This is a genomic window from Rouxiella badensis (genome assembly GCF_026967515.2).
GTDB classification, from domain to species: domain Bacteria; phylum Pseudomonadota; class Gammaproteobacteria; order Enterobacterales; family Enterobacteriaceae; genus Rouxiella; species Rouxiella badensis.
Genome location: NZ_CP114062.1, coordinates 1,835,906 through 1,852,039, shown reverse-complemented (window position 1 = coordinate 1,852,039; position 16,134 = coordinate 1,835,906). Strand labels below are relative to the sequence as shown.

14 protein-coding genes are annotated in these 16,134 nt (G+C 53.4%); 11 read left to right on the top strand and 3 right to left on the bottom strand.

Translation table 11 applies throughout. The annotated features are described in order from the left end of the window. Positions 1–185 precede the first annotated feature (185 nt). Positions 186–737: an NAD(P)H nitroreductase gene (locus O1V65_RS08640; protein ID WP_017491014.1), complete on the top strand. Its 552-nt coding sequence runs from the start codon at positions 186–188 to the stop codon at positions 735–737. A gap of 334 nt (positions 738–1,071) precedes the next feature. After that, a complete protein-coding gene (locus tag O1V65_RS08635) occupies positions 1,072–3,000 on the top strand; it encodes a DNA topoisomerase III (RefSeq protein WP_017491015.1) in 1,929 nt (642 codons plus the stop codon). Positions 3,001–3,006: 6 nt separating this feature from the next. Here O1V65_RS08635 and O1V65_RS08630 read toward each other — a convergent pair whose 3' ends face one another. Both O1V65_RS08630 and xthA read right to left on the bottom strand, forming a co-directional pair. Beyond that, on the bottom strand, positions 3,007–3,414 hold the full coding sequence (locus tag O1V65_RS08630) for a pyrimidine (deoxy)nucleoside triphosphate diphosphatase (protein ID WP_084912098.1): 408 nt from the start codon (positions 3,412–3,414) through the stop codon (positions 3,007–3,009). Further along, positions 3,411–4,220, bottom strand: a complete 810-nt coding sequence (gene xthA / locus O1V65_RS08625; protein ID WP_017491017.1) for an exodeoxyribonuclease III — start codon at positions 4,218–4,220, stop codon at positions 3,411–3,413. Before xthA ends, O1V65_RS08630 begins: the two co-directional genes overlap by 4 nt. Before the next feature lie 250 nt (positions 4,221–4,470). On the opposite strand from xthA, the gene tyrR reads away from it, so the two are divergent. Next, positions 4,471–6,042: a transcriptional regulator TyrR gene (gene tyrR / locus O1V65_RS08620; RefSeq protein WP_192503638.1), complete on the top strand. Its 1,572-nt coding sequence runs from the start codon at positions 4,471–4,473 to the stop codon at positions 6,040–6,042. Positions 6,043–6,464: 422 nt separating this feature from the next. Here tyrR and O1V65_RS08615 read toward each other — a convergent pair whose 3' ends face one another. Continuing rightward, positions 6,465–7,367, bottom strand: a complete 903-nt coding sequence (locus tag O1V65_RS08615) for a LysR family transcriptional regulator (RefSeq protein WP_017491019.1) — start codon at positions 7,365–7,367, stop codon at positions 6,465–6,467. Between the two features lie 114 nt (positions 7,368–7,481). Between O1V65_RS08615 and ilvD the strand changes: the two genes are divergently transcribed. The 8 genes from ilvD to O1V65_RS08575 all read left to right on the top strand — a co-directional run bounded on the left by ilvD (position 7,482) and on the right by O1V65_RS08575 (position 16,112). Then, on the top strand, positions 7,482–9,323 hold the full coding sequence (gene ilvD / locus O1V65_RS08610) for a dihydroxy-acid dehydratase (protein WP_026110410.1): 1,842 nt from the start codon (positions 7,482–7,484) through the stop codon (positions 9,321–9,323). Next, on the top strand, positions 9,320–10,519 hold the full coding sequence (gene metC, locus O1V65_RS08605) for a cystathionine beta-lyase (protein ID WP_084912097.1): 1,200 nt from the start codon (positions 9,320–9,322) through the stop codon (positions 10,517–10,519). Before ilvD ends, metC begins: the two co-directional genes overlap by 4 nt. A gap of 30 nt (positions 10,520–10,549) precedes the next feature. After that, a complete protein-coding gene (locus O1V65_RS08600) occupies positions 10,550–11,869 on the top strand; it encodes an LLM class flavin-dependent oxidoreductase (protein WP_084912096.1) in 1,320 nt (439 codons plus the stop codon). A gap of 140 nt (positions 11,870–12,009) precedes the next feature. Continuing rightward, complete coding sequence (locus O1V65_RS08595) at positions 12,010–13,203, top strand: benzoate/H(+) symporter BenE family transporter (protein ID WP_269130425.1); 1,194 nt, start codon at positions 12,010–12,012, stop codon at positions 13,201–13,203. 44 nt (positions 13,204–13,247) lie between these two features. Further along, positions 13,248–14,408, top strand: a complete 1,161-nt coding sequence (locus O1V65_RS08590; RefSeq protein WP_017493654.1) for a mandelate racemase/muconate lactonizing enzyme family protein — start codon at positions 13,248–13,250, stop codon at positions 14,406–14,408. A 132-nt stretch (positions 14,409–14,540) separates the two neighbouring features. Beyond that, positions 14,541–15,194, top strand: a complete 654-nt coding sequence (locus O1V65_RS08585) for a glutathione S-transferase family protein (RefSeq protein WP_084912095.1) — start codon at positions 14,541–14,543, stop codon at positions 15,192–15,194. 80 nt (positions 15,195–15,274) lie between these two features. Beyond that, positions 15,275–15,541 carry an acyl carrier protein gene (locus O1V65_RS08580; protein ID WP_017493656.1) on the top strand — a complete coding sequence of 89 codons (267 nt, stop codon included), beginning with the start codon at positions 15,275–15,277 and terminating at the stop codon, positions 15,539–15,541. A gap of 49 nt (positions 15,542–15,590) precedes the next feature. Further along, complete coding sequence (locus tag O1V65_RS08575; RefSeq protein WP_017493657.1) at positions 15,591–16,112, top strand: gamma-glutamylcyclotransferase family protein; 522 nt, start codon at positions 15,591–15,593, stop codon at positions 16,110–16,112. The last annotated feature ends 22 nt before the right edge of the window (positions 16,113–16,134 follow it).

Genomic DNA, 16,134 nt, shown 5'->3' with positions numbered 1-16,134 from the left:
GTTCTCTCCATTTAGAGCGACTAGTGCTGCTATCCTAATGACCTGCCAGAAAAATGTCAGCTTTAAATCATTTCATAATTTGGCAGGCGGCTCAGGCACCCCATAGCCTTAACCCTGTCTGATAGCCACAATACAGGGGGTTATGTTAACGTAAGGTGAATACAACTCATTATCAGGAGAGAATTATGGACGCTCTGGACCTGCTGCTTAACCGCCGCTCCGCTTCACGCCTCACGGCACCTGCGCCGTCTGGCAAGGTTTTGCAGAATATCATTAATGCAGGTATGCGTGCCCCGGACCACGGCGCACTTCAGCCGTGGCGCTTCGTGATCGTCGAGAACGACGGCCTGACGCGTTTTAGCCATCTGTTGAAAAGCGCCGCCGAGAAAGACGGGTTGGACGAGAAAGCCATTGAGAAAGCCACGCTAGCACCGATGCGCGCCCCGCAGATTATTACCGTCATTGCAGACTATAAAGAAAGTGCGAAAGTACCGAAGTGGGAACAGGTCGTTTCCGCCGGTTGTGCCGTGCATGCGATGCAGATGGCCGCACTGGCTCAGGGCTTCAACGGTATCTGGCGAACTGGCCCGTGGACCGAGCACGCCGCAGTACGACACGCCTTTGGCTGCGCCGAGAACGACCAAATTGTGGGCTTCCTGTACCTGGGTACGCCACAGCTGAAATCCAATACCCAGGTTATTCCTGCCGACAGCGCTGCGTTTGTCAGCTACTTCTAAACAGGCGTGCCGTTCAGGAAGCAAGAAACGGCATTGCCGCGACGCTCATCAAACTTGAATCCCCCAGGGGCTGCTGGAGAGCAAGGCGGCGTCGCGTCTGGAAACAGACGGTTTCAACACCACAGGCCATGGTAGGCGCTCATCGCGGCGGTGGTTTATCCGCTTATCGAAGGCGCTACCGTGGCCTGATTTATCCGATAATTCCCTTTTTCGCCGTTTTTGTGAGCGAACGTCCCGGCTGATTGGCGATAGCGACTTATCAATTCTCTGCCTAGCGGCTAACATAGGTAAACTAAAGGACAAGTTGTCGCCCCCTGTTTGTGAGCCATGCCTGATGCGATTGTTTATTGCCGAAAAACCCAGCCTTGCCAGAGCAATCGCTGATGTATTACCTAAACCGCATAAGCGCGGAGACGGTTTTATTGCCTGTGGCAATCAGGACGTGGTGACCTGGTGCGTTGGGCACCTGCTGGAGCAGGCGCAGCCCGACGCTTATAACAGCCGCTATGCGCGCTGGGCGCTTGAAGACCTGCCAATTATCCCTGAAAAATGGCAGCTGCAACCACGTCCGTCGGTGGCGAAACAGCTGAACGTAATAAAGAGGCTGCTGCTTGAAGCCAGTGAGGTTGTGCACGCAGGCGACCCTGACAGAGAAGGGCAGCTGCTGGTCGATGAAGTGCTCGACTACCTTGAGCTGAATCCGCAAAAGCGCCAGCAGGTGCAACGTTGTCTGGTGAATGACCTTAATCCGCAGGCGGTAGAGCGTGCGGTCTCGAGAATGCGCGACAACCGCGATTTCATCCCGCTTTGCGTCTCGGCGTTGGCGCGTTCCCGCGCCGACTGGCTCTACGGAATCAATATGACGCGCGCCTACACCATTCTCGGTCGCAACGCCGGTTATAACGGCGTGCTGTCGGTCGGCCGTGTGCAGACACCGGTGCTTGGGCTGGTGGTTCGTCGTGACGAAGAGATTGAAAACTTCGTGCCGAAAGATTTCTTCGAGGTGAAGGCTCACATCGTAACCCCCGCCGACGAGCGTTTTGTGGCGCTGTGGCAGCCGAGTGAGTCCTGTGAACCTTATCAGGATGAAGAGGGCCGCCTGTTGCATCGTCCGCTTGCCGACCACGTTGTCGCGCGGATAGGGGGCCAACCGGCGATCGTCACTGGCTATAACGACAAGCGCGAGTCTGAAGTTGCGCCGCTGCCGTACTCGCTCTCCACGCTGCAAATCGAAGGCGCAAAAGCCTTCGGTTTGAGCGCACAGAAAATACTCGATATCTGTCAGCGTTTGTATGAGACACATAAGCTGATTACCTATCCACGTTCCGACAGCCGTTACCTGCCAGAGGAGCACTTCGCCGGACGTCATTCGGTGCTCAACGCTATCGGTATTCATCAGCCCAATCTGCTGCCGCAGCCCGCACTCGATGTCGATAAACGCAACCGCTGCTGGGACGACAAAAAGGTCGATGCTCACCACGCGATTATTCCTACCGCGCGCAGCAGTAAGGTGAATTTGACCGAAGATGAAAGCCGAATTTATGGCCTCATTGCGCGTCAATATCTGATGCAATTCTGCGCCGACGCAGTATTTCGCAAATGCGTGATCGACCTGGAAATCGCCGGTGGAAAATTCGTTGCCAAGGCGCGTTTTCTGGCCGAGGCGGGCTGGCGCACGCTGCTGGGCAGCAAAGAGCGTGACGAGGAAAACGAAGGGACGCCGCTGCCGGTGGTCGCCAAGGGGGATGAGCTTTTATGTGAACGCGGTGAAGTGGTCGAGCGCCAGACTCAACCGCCGAGGCCGTTTACCGACGCCACGCTGCTGTCGGCGATGACCGGCATTGCACGTTTCGTGCAGGACAAGGCGTTGAAGAAGATCCTGCGTGCCACTGATGGGCTGGGCACTGAGGCGACGCGCGCCGGGATTATCGAGCTGCTGTTCCGCCGCGAGTTTCTGTACAAAAAAGGACGTTACATTCATTCGAGTGATACCGGTCGGGCATTGATTCACTCGCTTCCCGATATTGCCGCCAGACCCGACATGACTGCCGATTGGGAATCAACGCTGACGCGTATCAGTGAGAAAAACTGCCGTTATCAGGACTTTATGCAGCCGCTGGTCACTACGTTGCAGGACCTGATCGTGCAGGCCAGACAGAATCGCGTCTCGCCGATGTTCCGCAGCCTGCCGTCGAAGCCGAAAGCTGCGGCGGCAGGTAAGCGGAAACGCCCACCGTCAAAGGCGGCGCAAACCGGGGAATAGCGAGGACTACGGGGAGGAAAGCTGAGTGATGTAGGCGTCGAGCAGAGGAATATCGGCAGGCGCCAGTGCAAACTCGAGCGCCTCCTGCGGCAAGACCCAACGCACGTCACTGTGACAGTGTAACGTTATCTCACCCCGAAAGTCGCCAACCCGCCAGGCATGCAGCTCGATGATGCGTTCTGCCTGTTGCCAGTCGTTGCTGGCAATCCACTGGTCAATCTCCGCCTCAATGCCCAGCTCTTCAAGCAGTTCGCGGCGCAGTGCCTCGGGCTGCGTTTCACCCGATTCAACCTTACCGCCGGGAAACTCCCACATACCCGCCTGGCTGCTCTGGGCATCGCGTCGGGCCAGCAGAATGCGGCCGTCGCGTTCTATTATCGCGGCGACCACAACGACCGTTTTTAAGCCGTTCACTTCAGGTCGAACTCTGCCCACACCGGTGCGTGATCCGACGGTTTTTCCATTCCGCGAATCGCATAATCGATGCCGGTTGCCTTACAGCGAGCCGCCAGCGGCGTGCTTGCTAACACCAGATCAATACGCAGACCACGGTTGTCGTCAAAACCCTTTGAACGATAGTCGAACCATGAGAACTGGTCGTTGACTTCAGGATTGGCGTGACGGAACGTGTCAACCAGACCCCAGCCCTTAAGGCGCTCCATCCATTCGCGCTCTTCCGGCAGGAACGAGCACTTACCGGTACGCAACCAACGTTTGCGACTGTCTTCACCGATACCGATATCCAGGTCCGTCGGACTGATATTGACGTCGCCCATCACCAGCACCGGGTTCTCTACCGACATTTGCAGCTGTAAATAGTCCTGCAAATCCTGATAGAAACGCTGTTTGGCCGGGAATTTGGTGGGATGGTCGCGGCTTTCGCCCTGCGGGAAATAGCCGTTGATCACGGTCAACAGACCCTGTGGCGTTTGAATGTCGGCCATGATGATACGGCGCTGCGCGTCTTCTTCGTCGGTTGGGAAACCGCGACGCACCGCTACCGGCTCTTCTTTGGTCAACAGCGCAACGCCATAATGACCCTTTTGACCGTGGTAATAGACGTGATAGCCATACTGGCTGACCTCTTCGAGCGGGAACATGTCGTCGTGGACTTTTGTTTCCTGCAGGCCGATGACGTCTGGCTGATGTTGTTCGATAATCGCGGCAAGCTGATGGGGACGGGCACGCAATCCGTTGATATTAAAAGAGACGAACTTCATAGTCGGGAACCATTTGGCGTTGAAATCAGGCAGTGATGTTAGCAGAGTTTTGTCAACGATGTCACTCGAAGAGGGGCCTGTGAACCCAGGTTAACAGCATCTTACAAGGCGGGATGGCGCTGATTTGGTGACGAATTCGGCAGGCAGAGAATTTTCTGTCAACATTTTGTGACAGTCTCTTTTTACAGTGGTCGCGACAGGGTATTATAAGTGCAAGAATTTTTGCGTTTTCTGAATAAGGTCAAAACTGATGCGCCTGGAAGTTTTTTGTGAGGACCGTCTGGGTCTTGCCCGAGAATTGCTCGATTTATTAGTGCTGCGCAGTATTGATTTGCATGGGATAGAAATTGCGTCGATTGGCCGTATCTACCTCAACTTTTCACAGCTGGATTTTGACACCTTCCGCGCACTGATGGCCGAAATTCGCCGCATTGAAGGCGTGACCGACGTCCGAACCGTGCCATTTATGCCCTCCGAACGTGAGCACCGCGCCCTGCGTGCGCTGCTGGTGTCGATGCCAGAACCGGTTTTCTCCATCGATATGAAAGGCAAAGTCGAGCAGGCAAACCCTGCCGCTCAAAGCCTTTTCGAACTGGATGAAGGACGAATCCGCAATCATACCGCGGCAAGTCTCATCAGCGGCTACAACTTCACCCGCTGGCTGGATCACGACAGTGACAAACCGCATACTGAACGGGTGGTGATTCAGGGGCAGGACTTCCTGATGGATCTCACCCCTATCAAACTCGATGACGAGAATCAGGCCAGCGAAGTGGTTGGTGCGGTGGTGATGTTGAAATCGGCGGCGCGTATGGGTCGTCAGCTGCAAGATTTAACCATCAACGACGAACGCGAGTTTGACCACATCGTGGCGGTGAGTCCGAAGATGCGTCAGGTGTTGGATCAGGCCAAGAAGCTGGCGATGCTCGACGCCCCGCTATTGATTGTTGGCGATACCGGTACCGGCAAAGATTTACTGGCCCGCGCCTGTCACCTGCGCAGTTCACGCGGCAAGAATCCTTTCCTCGGTCTCAACTGCGCCTCGCTGCCTGACGACGTGGTCGAGAGTGAGCTGTTTGGTTACGCGCCAGGGGCTTATCCGAACGCGCTTGAAGGCAAGAAAGGCTTCTTCGAGCAGGCCAACGGCGGTTCGGTATTGCTCGACGAGATTGGCGAGATGTCGCCAAGAATGCAGATAAAACTGCTGCGTTTCCTCAATGACGGCACCTTCCGTCGGGTGGGTGAGGAGCATGAGGTGCGGGTTGACGTGCGCGTCATTTGCGCCACGCAGAAGAATCTGGTCGAACTGGTGCAGCGCGGCGAATTCCGCGAAGACCTTTATTACCGTCTCAACGTGCTGACCGTGACACTGCCGCCGCTGCGCGAACGTCCGTCCGATATTATGCCGCTGACCGAGCTATTTGTGGCGCGCTTTGCCGACGAACAGGGCATGCCGCGTCCGAAGCTGAACGCGCAGCTGGGCAGCTATCTGACGCACTACGGTTGGCCGGGCAACGTGCGCCAACTGAAGAATGCGATTTATCGTGCGTTAACCCAGCTGGAAGGCAATGAGCTTCGCCCGCAGGATCTGGCGCTGCCGGACTTTGACGTCGAGGTTACGCTGGGTGAAGAAGCGCTCAATGGTTCGCTCGACGATATCAGCAAGCGCTTCGAGCGTTCGGTTTTGACGCGGCTGTATCGCACTTATCCGAGCACCCGCAAACTGGCGAAACGTTTGGGCGTCTCGCATACCGCCATTGCTAACAAGCTGCGCGAATACGGCTTGAGTACCCGCAAGCCTGAGGGCGATTCTGACGAGTAAGCCCCCCTTTGTCTTTTCACTACGAGGCCTGTGACCGGCGCACATCATGTGCGCGCTGTCATAATCTGAAATCGATAAGGCCTCTTGAGCACGAAGGGCGGCTGGCAGTATCTGCCAAATTCTTTGCATAAAAGCCGTTTCACGGGCATCGCTAGCAATGTTCTATAAGATTGACCCTGTCAGGAAAGCTGGAAACAGCAAGTGTGCAGAAACGAGCGTTATTTCAATTATCTCCCGATAATAGGAACTAAGTTGATTAAAATAATCTGCCTGCGTTTATAAACCCTCCTGATGTTTCAGTTAATTAAATAAGGAATAGGATATTCTCCCATAAAATATTTCAAAGCATTTCACGCGAGAGTCGGTATTAACCCCTGCACCCAATAATTATTTTAATGAAACGAAGTTTTGATATTTATGAATCACTCCGTTTCAGTGGCTATTTTTATCAGGTTTTGAAGAATGGCGGAGTTATTGTTTTCTCGCCACATTATCCCAACCTCAAGCTGAGGCGGCGTTTCAAGTAAATCAAGATAAACAACCCCGGTTCTGGCTAAATGGCGCAGAGAGCAAGGGACTAATGCAATACCTATTCCCGATGCAACGAGATTTATTATCGTTTGCATTTGAATAGCCTGCTGAATGATATTTGGCTGGGCGCCGTGCGAGGCGTAATAGCTCATGACCAGGGCGTAAAAAGACGGTGCAACCTGCTGAGGGAAAATAATAAGCGGTGAATCTATAACCATATTAGGACACAGCTTACCCTGGGTAAGATGGATTCTATCCTTGGCCAGCCATGAGGCCGGAACGGCAGCAATCAGCGGTTCCGACATGATTTTTTTGTAGCTCAAAATAGCAGGGAACTGCTTGTCAGCGGGCGGGATGATGATCCCGGCATCAATTTTTTCATTGATAATCGCGGTGGTTTGCACATCGGTGGTCGCTTCCGTTAATACCAGTTCGACCGCCGGATATCGCTCTCTGAAATGGCTCACTAGCTGGGGAAGGATATTGTAACCGGCGCTGCTAATAAACGATAACATGAGCTGTCCTGATTCACCCTTACGCAATCTGTCGGCTATCTCAGGCAATGAGTTCATACTATTCAAAACGCTTTTGACGTGGAATAGCCATTGTTCTCCGAAAGGGGTCAGCGAGACATTTCTTTTGGTACGCAAAAAAAGTGCGTCGCCAAGTTCTTTCTCCAGCGCCATTATTGATTGGCTTAGCGGAGGCTGCGTCATATTCAGACGTTCGGCGGCCTTACCGAAATGCAGTGTCTCGGCGACGGTAACGAAATGTTTCAGCTGTCTCGTGTCCATGACTAATATCCCCAGTAACTTAATTGCTATAGCAGAATATATTTCACAGGGAGTTTTGTCGATTCTAATATGAGTTCCACATAATCTTTATTATTAAGACAGGGCAACTTATAAATGTATCGTTCACGCACCTCAACCCACGGCCGTAATATGGCAGGCGCAAGAAGTTTATGGCGAGCCACAGGTATGACAGATGGCGACTTTGACAAGCCAATTATTGCCGTCGTGAATTCCTTTACGCAATTCGTCCCAGGGCATGTGCATTTAAAAGATCTTGGGCAAATGGTTGCCAGAGAAATTGAAGAGGCCGGTGGCGTTGCCAAAGAGTTCAATACGATTGCCATCGATGACGGGATTGCGATGGGGCATGACGGTATGCTCTACAGCCTTCCTTCGCGTGAACTGATTGCGGACAGCGTCGAGTATATGGTTAACGCACACTGTGCCGATGCCATGGTCTGTATTTCCAACTGCGACAAAATAACCCCAGGCATGCTGATGGCGGCGTTGCGCTTAAATATTCCCACTATTTTTGTGTCAGGAGGGCCGATGGAGTCGGGCAAGATGACGCTGCGCGGTGAAAAGCGTTCTTTCGATCTGATTGATGCCATGGTCGTTGCCGCCGACGACAGCATGACCGACGAAGAGGTGAAAGCCGTCGAGGAGGCCGCCTGTCCAACCTGCGGATCCTGCTCGGGCATGTTTACCGCCAACTCGATGAACTGCCTGACCGAGGCAATGGGGCTTGCGTTGCCGGGTAACGGTTCAATGCTGGCGACGCATGCCCTGCGTAAATCACTGTTTTTAGAGTCAGGACGTAAAATCGTCGAGCTGTGCCGCCGCTACTATGAGCAGAAGGATGAAAGCGTGTTACCGCGCGCCATCGCGAGTGTCAGCGCCTTCGAAAACGCCATGGCGCTGGATGTCGCGATGGGCGGCTCCACCAATACCGTGCTGCATTTATTGGCCGCCGCCTATGAAGGCAAAGTTGATTTCACGATGGCTGACATCGATCGTCTGTCGAGAAAAGTGCCGGTTCTGTGCAAGGTCGCACCGGCGGTTGAAAATGTACACATGGAGGATATACACCGTGCAGGAGGGGTGATGGGCGTTCTGGCCGAACTGGCGCGTGCTGGCCTGCTCCACACTGACCTGCCGACCGTGCATTCTGCCACCCTGGGTGAGGCGCTGAAGTTGTGGGACATTAAAACCTCCACCTCGGACAGCGTAAGGCAGTTCTATCGCGCTGCGCCAGGCGGTGTGCGTACTAAGGTGGCCTTTAGCCAAAATAACTTCTATCCGGCGTTGGACACCAACCGACGCACCGGCTGTCTGCGTGATGCAGAGCACGCCTTCTCCCGCGATGGCGGCCTTGCCGTGCTGTTTGGCAACATCGCCGAAGAGGGGTGCATTGTGAAAACGGCAAGCGTTGATCCAAGCATGATTTGCTTCACCGGCACCGCGAAAGTATTTGAGGGGCAGGACGAAGCAGTAGAGGGCATTCTTTCCGGCGTTGTCAAAGCGGGCGACGTGGTGATTGTCCGCTACGAGGGGCCTCGCGGCGGACCGGGTATGCAGGAAATGCTGTATCCGACCAGCTATCTGAAGTCCAAGGCGTTAAACAAGAAATGCGCCTTGATCACCGATGGACGTTTTTCGGGCGGATCCTCAGGGCTTTCTATCGGCCATGCTTCGCCAGAAGCCGCCGAGGGCGGCAATATTGCCCTGATTGAGGATGGCGACCTGATTGAAATCGATATCCCGTCCCGCTCGATTCAACTCAAGGTGACAGAGGCTGAACTCGCGCTGCGCCGTGAAAAAATGGAGCTGCGCGGGCGTCAGGCCTGGAAGCCGGGGGCGCGCAAACGCCGCGTTTCCTCTGCGCTCAAAGCCTATGCGGCAATGACCTCCAGCGCCGCCAAAGGGGCGGTACGCATCATCGAGGAGGATGAATGAAACGTTGCCTGGGAGAAACGGACGCTGCGCCGGGCATCGACTCCCGGCTAACTCACGCGGGGCGCTGTCCCGCGGCGAATCAGGGGTTCGTCAATACGCCGCTTTACCGTGGGTCAACCGTCCTTGCGCCGACGGTCGATGACTTACTGGGCTATCGTCAGCCCTTCGTTTATGGCCGCCTCGGCAGTCCGACGACAGTGGCATTGCAGGAAACCCTGCGTTCGTTGGACAACAGTGCCGGAGTGGTACTGTGTCCCTCCGGCCTGGCGGCGATTTCGACCGCGCTGATGTCGTGCCTGACCGCGGGCGATCATTTGTTGATGACGGACGCAGCCTATCGGCCAGCGCGCACGCTCTGCGAGGGCGTTCTGCGGCGCAGTGGCGTTGAAACAACCTACTTTGACCCTTTACTGAGCGGCGAGGCATTGCGCCGGTTAATCCGACAGGAAACGCGAGCCATCTATCTGGAGGTTCCCGGCTCACAGAGCATGGAGGTCTCTGACATTGCCGCAATAGTGGCGGTAGCGCGCGAGTTTAATCTTCTGGTCATCATGGATAACACCTGGGCAACGCCGCTGTTCTTTGATGCTATCGGGCACGGGGCAGATCTGGTGGTGCAGGCGGGCACGAAATATATCTGTGGGCACTCGGATGTGATGATTGGCATGGTCTCAGCCTCGCCGCGCGCGCTGGCGCAGCTGCAAAAGTACTATCGAGAAATCGGTATGTGCGTCAGCCCGGATGATGCCTGGCTGACGCTTCGCGGCTTACGCACCCTGGGCGTACGCCTTCGCCAGCATCAGGAGAATGCGCTGCGCATTGCCACCTGGCTAGCCACCAGACCCGAGGTGCAATGCGTTTGGTATCCCGCACTCGAAGGCGACCCTGGCCATTCCCTGTGGGCGAGGGACTTTACCGGAGCCTCGAGCCTGTTTTCCGTAGTACTGCAGCCCGCATCGAACAAGGCGGTGTCTGCCTTCCTGGAAGGATTACGCTATTTCGGCCTGGGTTATTCCTGGGGAGGTTTTGAAAGCCTGGTGCTGCCCTTTGACTGCACCGCCTATCGCAGCGCCTCATCACGAAAACCCGTCGGCCCCTGTGTGCGTTTTTACATTGGTCTTGAGGATGTTAATGATTTAACAGCCGATCTTGAGGCTGGATTTGTGCGCTTCAACGCGGCATGGGATGCGCGTTGATCTTTCCATTTCCAACAAGAATGAACATAGATGACAAAACAACTTTGTCTTGGGGGCTTTATGCGCCCGATTTGCTTACACACGGCGTGGTGGCGACATCCCGAAGCCCCCGCTGACGCCAATTTTAACTGGCCGGTCATCAAGTCTTTGGCTCAGAAACTCGAGCGGGCCTGCTTTGACGCCATTTTTACCGCTGACCATCTTGCCCTGATGCCGATGCCGCCCGAAGCGTTAAAGAGAAGCGCGACGGTCACCTCGTTTGACCCGTTGATGATGCTCTCGGCCATTGCGGCCTGCACCGACCGTATTGGGCTGATAGCGACCGGGTCAACCAGTTACGAAGACCCTTATTTGCTGGCAAGGCGTTTCGCCTCGCTCGATCACCTGAGTAACGGTCGCGCCGGATGGAATATTGTGACCACCGTGAATCCCGAAGCCGCGCTGAACTTCGGTCTGGAAACGGCGCTGAGGCATGCACAAAGGTACGAGCGTGCCGACGAGTTTTTTGAGGTGGTGACCAAGCTGTGGGACGGTTGGTCGGACAATGCGCTGAAAATGGACAAAGAGAGCGGAGTGTTTTCAGACATAGAGCGCATCCGGCCGATTAATCATAAAGGCAAGTATTTCTCGGTAAAAGGGCCGCTGAATATTGCGCGCCCCGTGCAAGGGTGGCCGGTCGTTGCGCTGGCCGGAGCATCGGAAGGTGCGCGGCAGATGGCCGCTAAGTCGGCAGACCTGGTATTTGGCAACGCCCGCAGTATCGAGACCGGGCGCAGTTTTTATCAGGACATGAAATCTCGCGCCGTGGCGTTTGGACGAAACCCCGACCATATTAAAATTCTTCCGGCTAATCAGGTTTATGTGGGACATACCCGCGCAGAGGCAATCGCTAAAAAACGCAGCATGGATGACCTGGTTCACGTTGAAAGCAATATTCCCAACCTTTCCATTCGTCTCGGTGTCGATTGCTCCAAATTCGACCCTGACAAACTTTTACCCGAACTGCCGGTGACGGAACAGGGGCAAGGAAATCAGCGTGAATGGGTGGCTCTCGCACGCCGGGAAAAACTCACCGTGCGTGAGCTGGCGAAAAGGGCAGCGGAGTCGGGGACCGGCGAAATGGTGGGCACACCGAGTGAGATTGCCGACCAAATGGAGGAGTGGTTAATGACCGGTGCCTGTGACGGATTCATTATCGTATTTCACACCGTGCCCGATGGCTATGACGACTTTGTAACGATGGTTGTTCCTGAATTACAGCGTCGCGGCCTGATGCGAACAGAATATACCGGGAATACGCTAAGGGAAAATATCGGTTTGCCAAGGCCCAACAGCCCGTTAGATAACTAATTACTGTCCTCCTTTGAATACTGATATCGCGTTATGTCTTTACCTTGTTATTTGATGAGGGGGATCCCCTTATTCATCGCTGGGCAAAGACAGTGTTATTGAAAATGGATTAAGCAAAGTTTATTTCAGGAGTCTCTACGGTGACGAATATAGTAATCAGAAAAAATAAAGCCGATTTTTCATGGCATGCTGCGGGGGCAGGCTTGCTGTCTTCTTTTGTTGGCTTTGCGTCAACCTTTACACTTATCGTTCAGGCGCTGGTAAACGTCGGCGCGACTCAGAAAGAAGCGGCCTCAGGACTCATGGCGGTGTCTATCGCGATGGGGGTCGCGGGTATTGCGTTAAGTATCAAGAATAAAATGCCGGTTAGCGTGGCTTGGTCAACGCCAGGTGCAGCACTATTATTAGGCATTGGCGCGGTCAAAGGAGGCTTTCCTGCTGCCATTGGCGCGCTCATTATGGCCGGGGTCATGCTGACTCTGGCCGGTTTATGTAAACCTCTCGGCCGGGTAATTTCCAAAATTCCTTCTTCGGTGGCCAATGCCATGCTGGCGGGCATTATTCTTAACCTTTGCGTCGCGCCTGTTCATGCCATGGCACAATACCCGCTTTATTTCGCGCCCGTGCTGCTGGTTTGGCTAATTATGCTCAAAGTGAAGAGGATTCTGGCTATTCCGTGTGCCGCCATTGCGACGCTGGTAATTATTTATCTGACCTCAGACCTGAGCCATATAACGCGGGGCAGTATCTTGCCACATTTAATGCTGGCATCACCGGTATTTAATCTCTCTTCATTGGTGAGCATTGCTATACCTCTTTTTATTGTCACCATGGCTTCACAGAATATTCCCGGTGTCACGGTGCTAAACGTCAATGGTTATAAACCCGACGCTACGCCATTATTTACCAGCACCGGCCTGTGTAGTCTGCTGGCTGCGCCATTTGGTGGCCCGGCTATCGGTCTTGCAGCCATCACGGCAGCGATTTGTGCCGGAGAAGAGGCGGGAGACGATCCTGCCCGGCGCTATTGGGCCGGCGTGGTATGCGGTGCGGCCTACATTATTTACGGCCTGGCCGCCGGTGCCGCTACGCAACTGATTTCCGTCTCACCGCCGGTATTTATCGAGGCAGTGGCAGGGCTTGCATTAATGGGAGCGCTGGGAAATTCACTGGTTAATTCCCTGAACGATAAAAATAGTCGTGATGCTGCAATCGTGACCTTTTTGGTAACCATTGGCGGTCACGCATTTTTCGGTATTGGCGGTGCGTTCTGGGGCCTGTTGGTGGGGATCGCCATGCTTTACCTGTTTAAAGCTAACGCTGAGCGCAATTAAATCTTTTAAACGTTAATTATTCAAAAAATATAAGAGAGCGACGTATGTTACACAAGATCATTCGAATCGAGGCAACGCCTGTTTTTGTACCGGGCGAGGTTGACGTTGCGGGATTAACCATTGCCGGAAAACTCTCGGGCGTTATCGTTGAGATTGAAACGGCTGGCGGTATTATCGGACACGGTTTTACCGCGGTGACCGATGAAGAAGTCATCGCTGCTATTATTCGCTCTGTCGTGACACCGAATTTATTAGGCATGGACGCCATTAATCGTGAGGCCATCTCGGAAAAACTTTACTGGTTACTCACCCCACGCGGCCAAACCGGCTACGCAAGCCATGCCATTTCAGCCATTGATATCGCGATCTGGGATATTATCGGCAAATCGACCACGCTGCCGGTGTGGCAATTGCTGGGCGGGGCGCGTTCAGAGGTTTCGTTATATACCACTTTCGGTTTTGGCTCTCTTGATCAAGAGCAGCTCGCGCATGCCGCTTCGGGCCTGGTAAAAGCGGGGCATAAGCGTCTTAAAATGCTGGTGGGCTATCACGCATTGGCGCGGCGCGACCAGGGCCGTTCGCTGGACGATGTTATTCATGACGATGCCCGTCGAGTGCGTGCGGTGCGCGAAGCCGTTGGCGATGAGGTGGAAATTTACATCGATGCCAACTGTGGCCTGGATCATTATCACGCCCTGCGTCTGGCACAGAATATCTCCGATTGTAATATCGCCTTTTTTGAAGAGCCGATTGCAGACAACGATCCGCTAAAACTTGCCGATCTGCGCAATAGAATTTCAATCCCCGTTGCCGCCGGGCAGAGCGAAGGGCAGCTGTTCCGTTTTCGCGACATGTTAACCCGCGGCGCTGTCGATATCTTGCAGCCAAATGTCTGTATCTGCGGTGGATACTCGGCGGGACTTCGTGCCGCAAGCCTCGCAAGGTCCTTTGGTGTTCCCATCGACAATGGCGGGACGTTCCCTTTCCAAAATATGCATTTGCACGCCGGAGTTGCCAACGGCGGAATGGTCGAGTGGCACGTTGTGGTGATTGATATCTGCCGGAAACTCTTTAAAGGATTACCCGATTGGGACAATGGAAAATTAACCCTGCCCACGGCGCCGGGGCTGGGTTTTGAACTCAACAAGGAAGCGCTCGGTGAATTTTCTAAAGGTCCATTCTCATTAGGGCACGGTAAAGCCTGATTGAGTTAATTAACTCATCGGAAGTCTCCAGAAGTGGCGTTTTTTATTATGGATTTTATTGATATGTCAAGGATGACATGAGCGGGTCTTTGGGGGCAATGGCAATAGCGTAAATAAAAAGGCAGCCTTGTAATGAATATAATAAAACCGAAAAAGTATCCCACTTTATATTATTGTCCCGGACACCTCTCTTTTGCCCCTCACGTCGTGTTAAACGAGTTGGGCAAGCCTTTCGAACTTGCTCGTCTTTCTATAAAAGCGGGCGATACTCAGCGGGAAAGTTTCAGGAAGCTAAATCCGAAAGGCAAGGTCCCGGTGTTAATCACCGAGAATGAAATTCTCACCGAGTCCTCGGCTATTTTGCTTTATCTCGCGCTGTCTCATCCGGAAAGCGGGCTGCTCCCGCCGACTCCCGTCGGCGCCGCCAGAGCCATTGAGTGGCTCAACTGGTTAAGTTGCATGTTAACGGGCGTTATTGCGCTCAATTTTCATCCTTCGCGTTTTACCGATGAGGTCGAATCTTTCAACGGTATTAAGGCGCGCGGGCGTCTCGAGGTTATCAAGGTTTTCGAGCAGATTAATCATCGACTGGCCGAGAATCAATGGGCGCTAAAGGAGGGGTATTCGATAGTCGATCCCGTGGTATTAATTTACTTCAGGTGGGGAACGTTATTAGAGCTTGATATGAATCAGTTTAGTCATTGGGCTGCTCATACTCAACGCATGCTTCAACGTCCTGCCGTTCAGAAAGCGCTAGCCACGGAAGAGATTGTCATCGGGAATTAATTCCCGGGCAGGACCATAGCTGGCTGAGTGCAGGTATTTATTTCATATAAACGCATCATCCGAAGAAATCTGGGGGATTTATGGCATTAATCAGTCTGGGGAATTTAGTCGACAACGTTAACGGGTTTTTTATTAAGCACGGCAAGGGTGAGTGTCACCCCATAGAGGTTGATACTAACCTGATTGATAATGATTTTCTCGACTCATTGTCGGTTGTGCATTTTGTTATTTTTCTTGAGGAAGTATTAAGCCGGGAGATCCCTATTGGCGATTTTGAATTGAATTCGATTAAAACCGTAGGGGCCATTTATGACAACTATGTGCTGGAGTCATTAAACAGGCCATAGCCCGAAGAGAGACACACATCCTGGTGAATCTATCCGTGAGAAAAAAGAGATGCCTAATGATTCCTGCTTTCTAAAGGACGAGTATTTCCAATTGTTCGCCTATGGTTCCTGTATGAACCATGAAAGTCTTTCAAAAACGTTATTAACGGATGCCAAAGCTTATTTTATCGGGCCAGCACTGTTGGCCCATCATCGGTTGATATTTAATTATTCTTCATTAAACGAGCCTGTCTGTTGCGCCAATATTCGGCCTGACTACGGTCATCGAGTGGAGGGCGCGCTGTATCGACTCCCGACTCGATTTCTCGACATTATTGATGCCCGAGAAGGTGTACCGCTGGGACGCTACAAGCGACAACGGGTAGGTGTCACAACGCTTACCGAGGGGCAGGATACCACCGCGTTTGCCTATTTTGGTCTGGTCACGTTAAACGATGAGGCGGCGCCGAGTATTCGTTATCGCGACCTGCTGCTTCAGGGATTGTACGATGCAAGAGTGTCCAGCAGATATAAATTATCCCTGCGTCAACATCTTGATTCATTGCCCGAACGGCTAATGAACATTCCGTGACGCAGGGGCCGACACCTTCTTA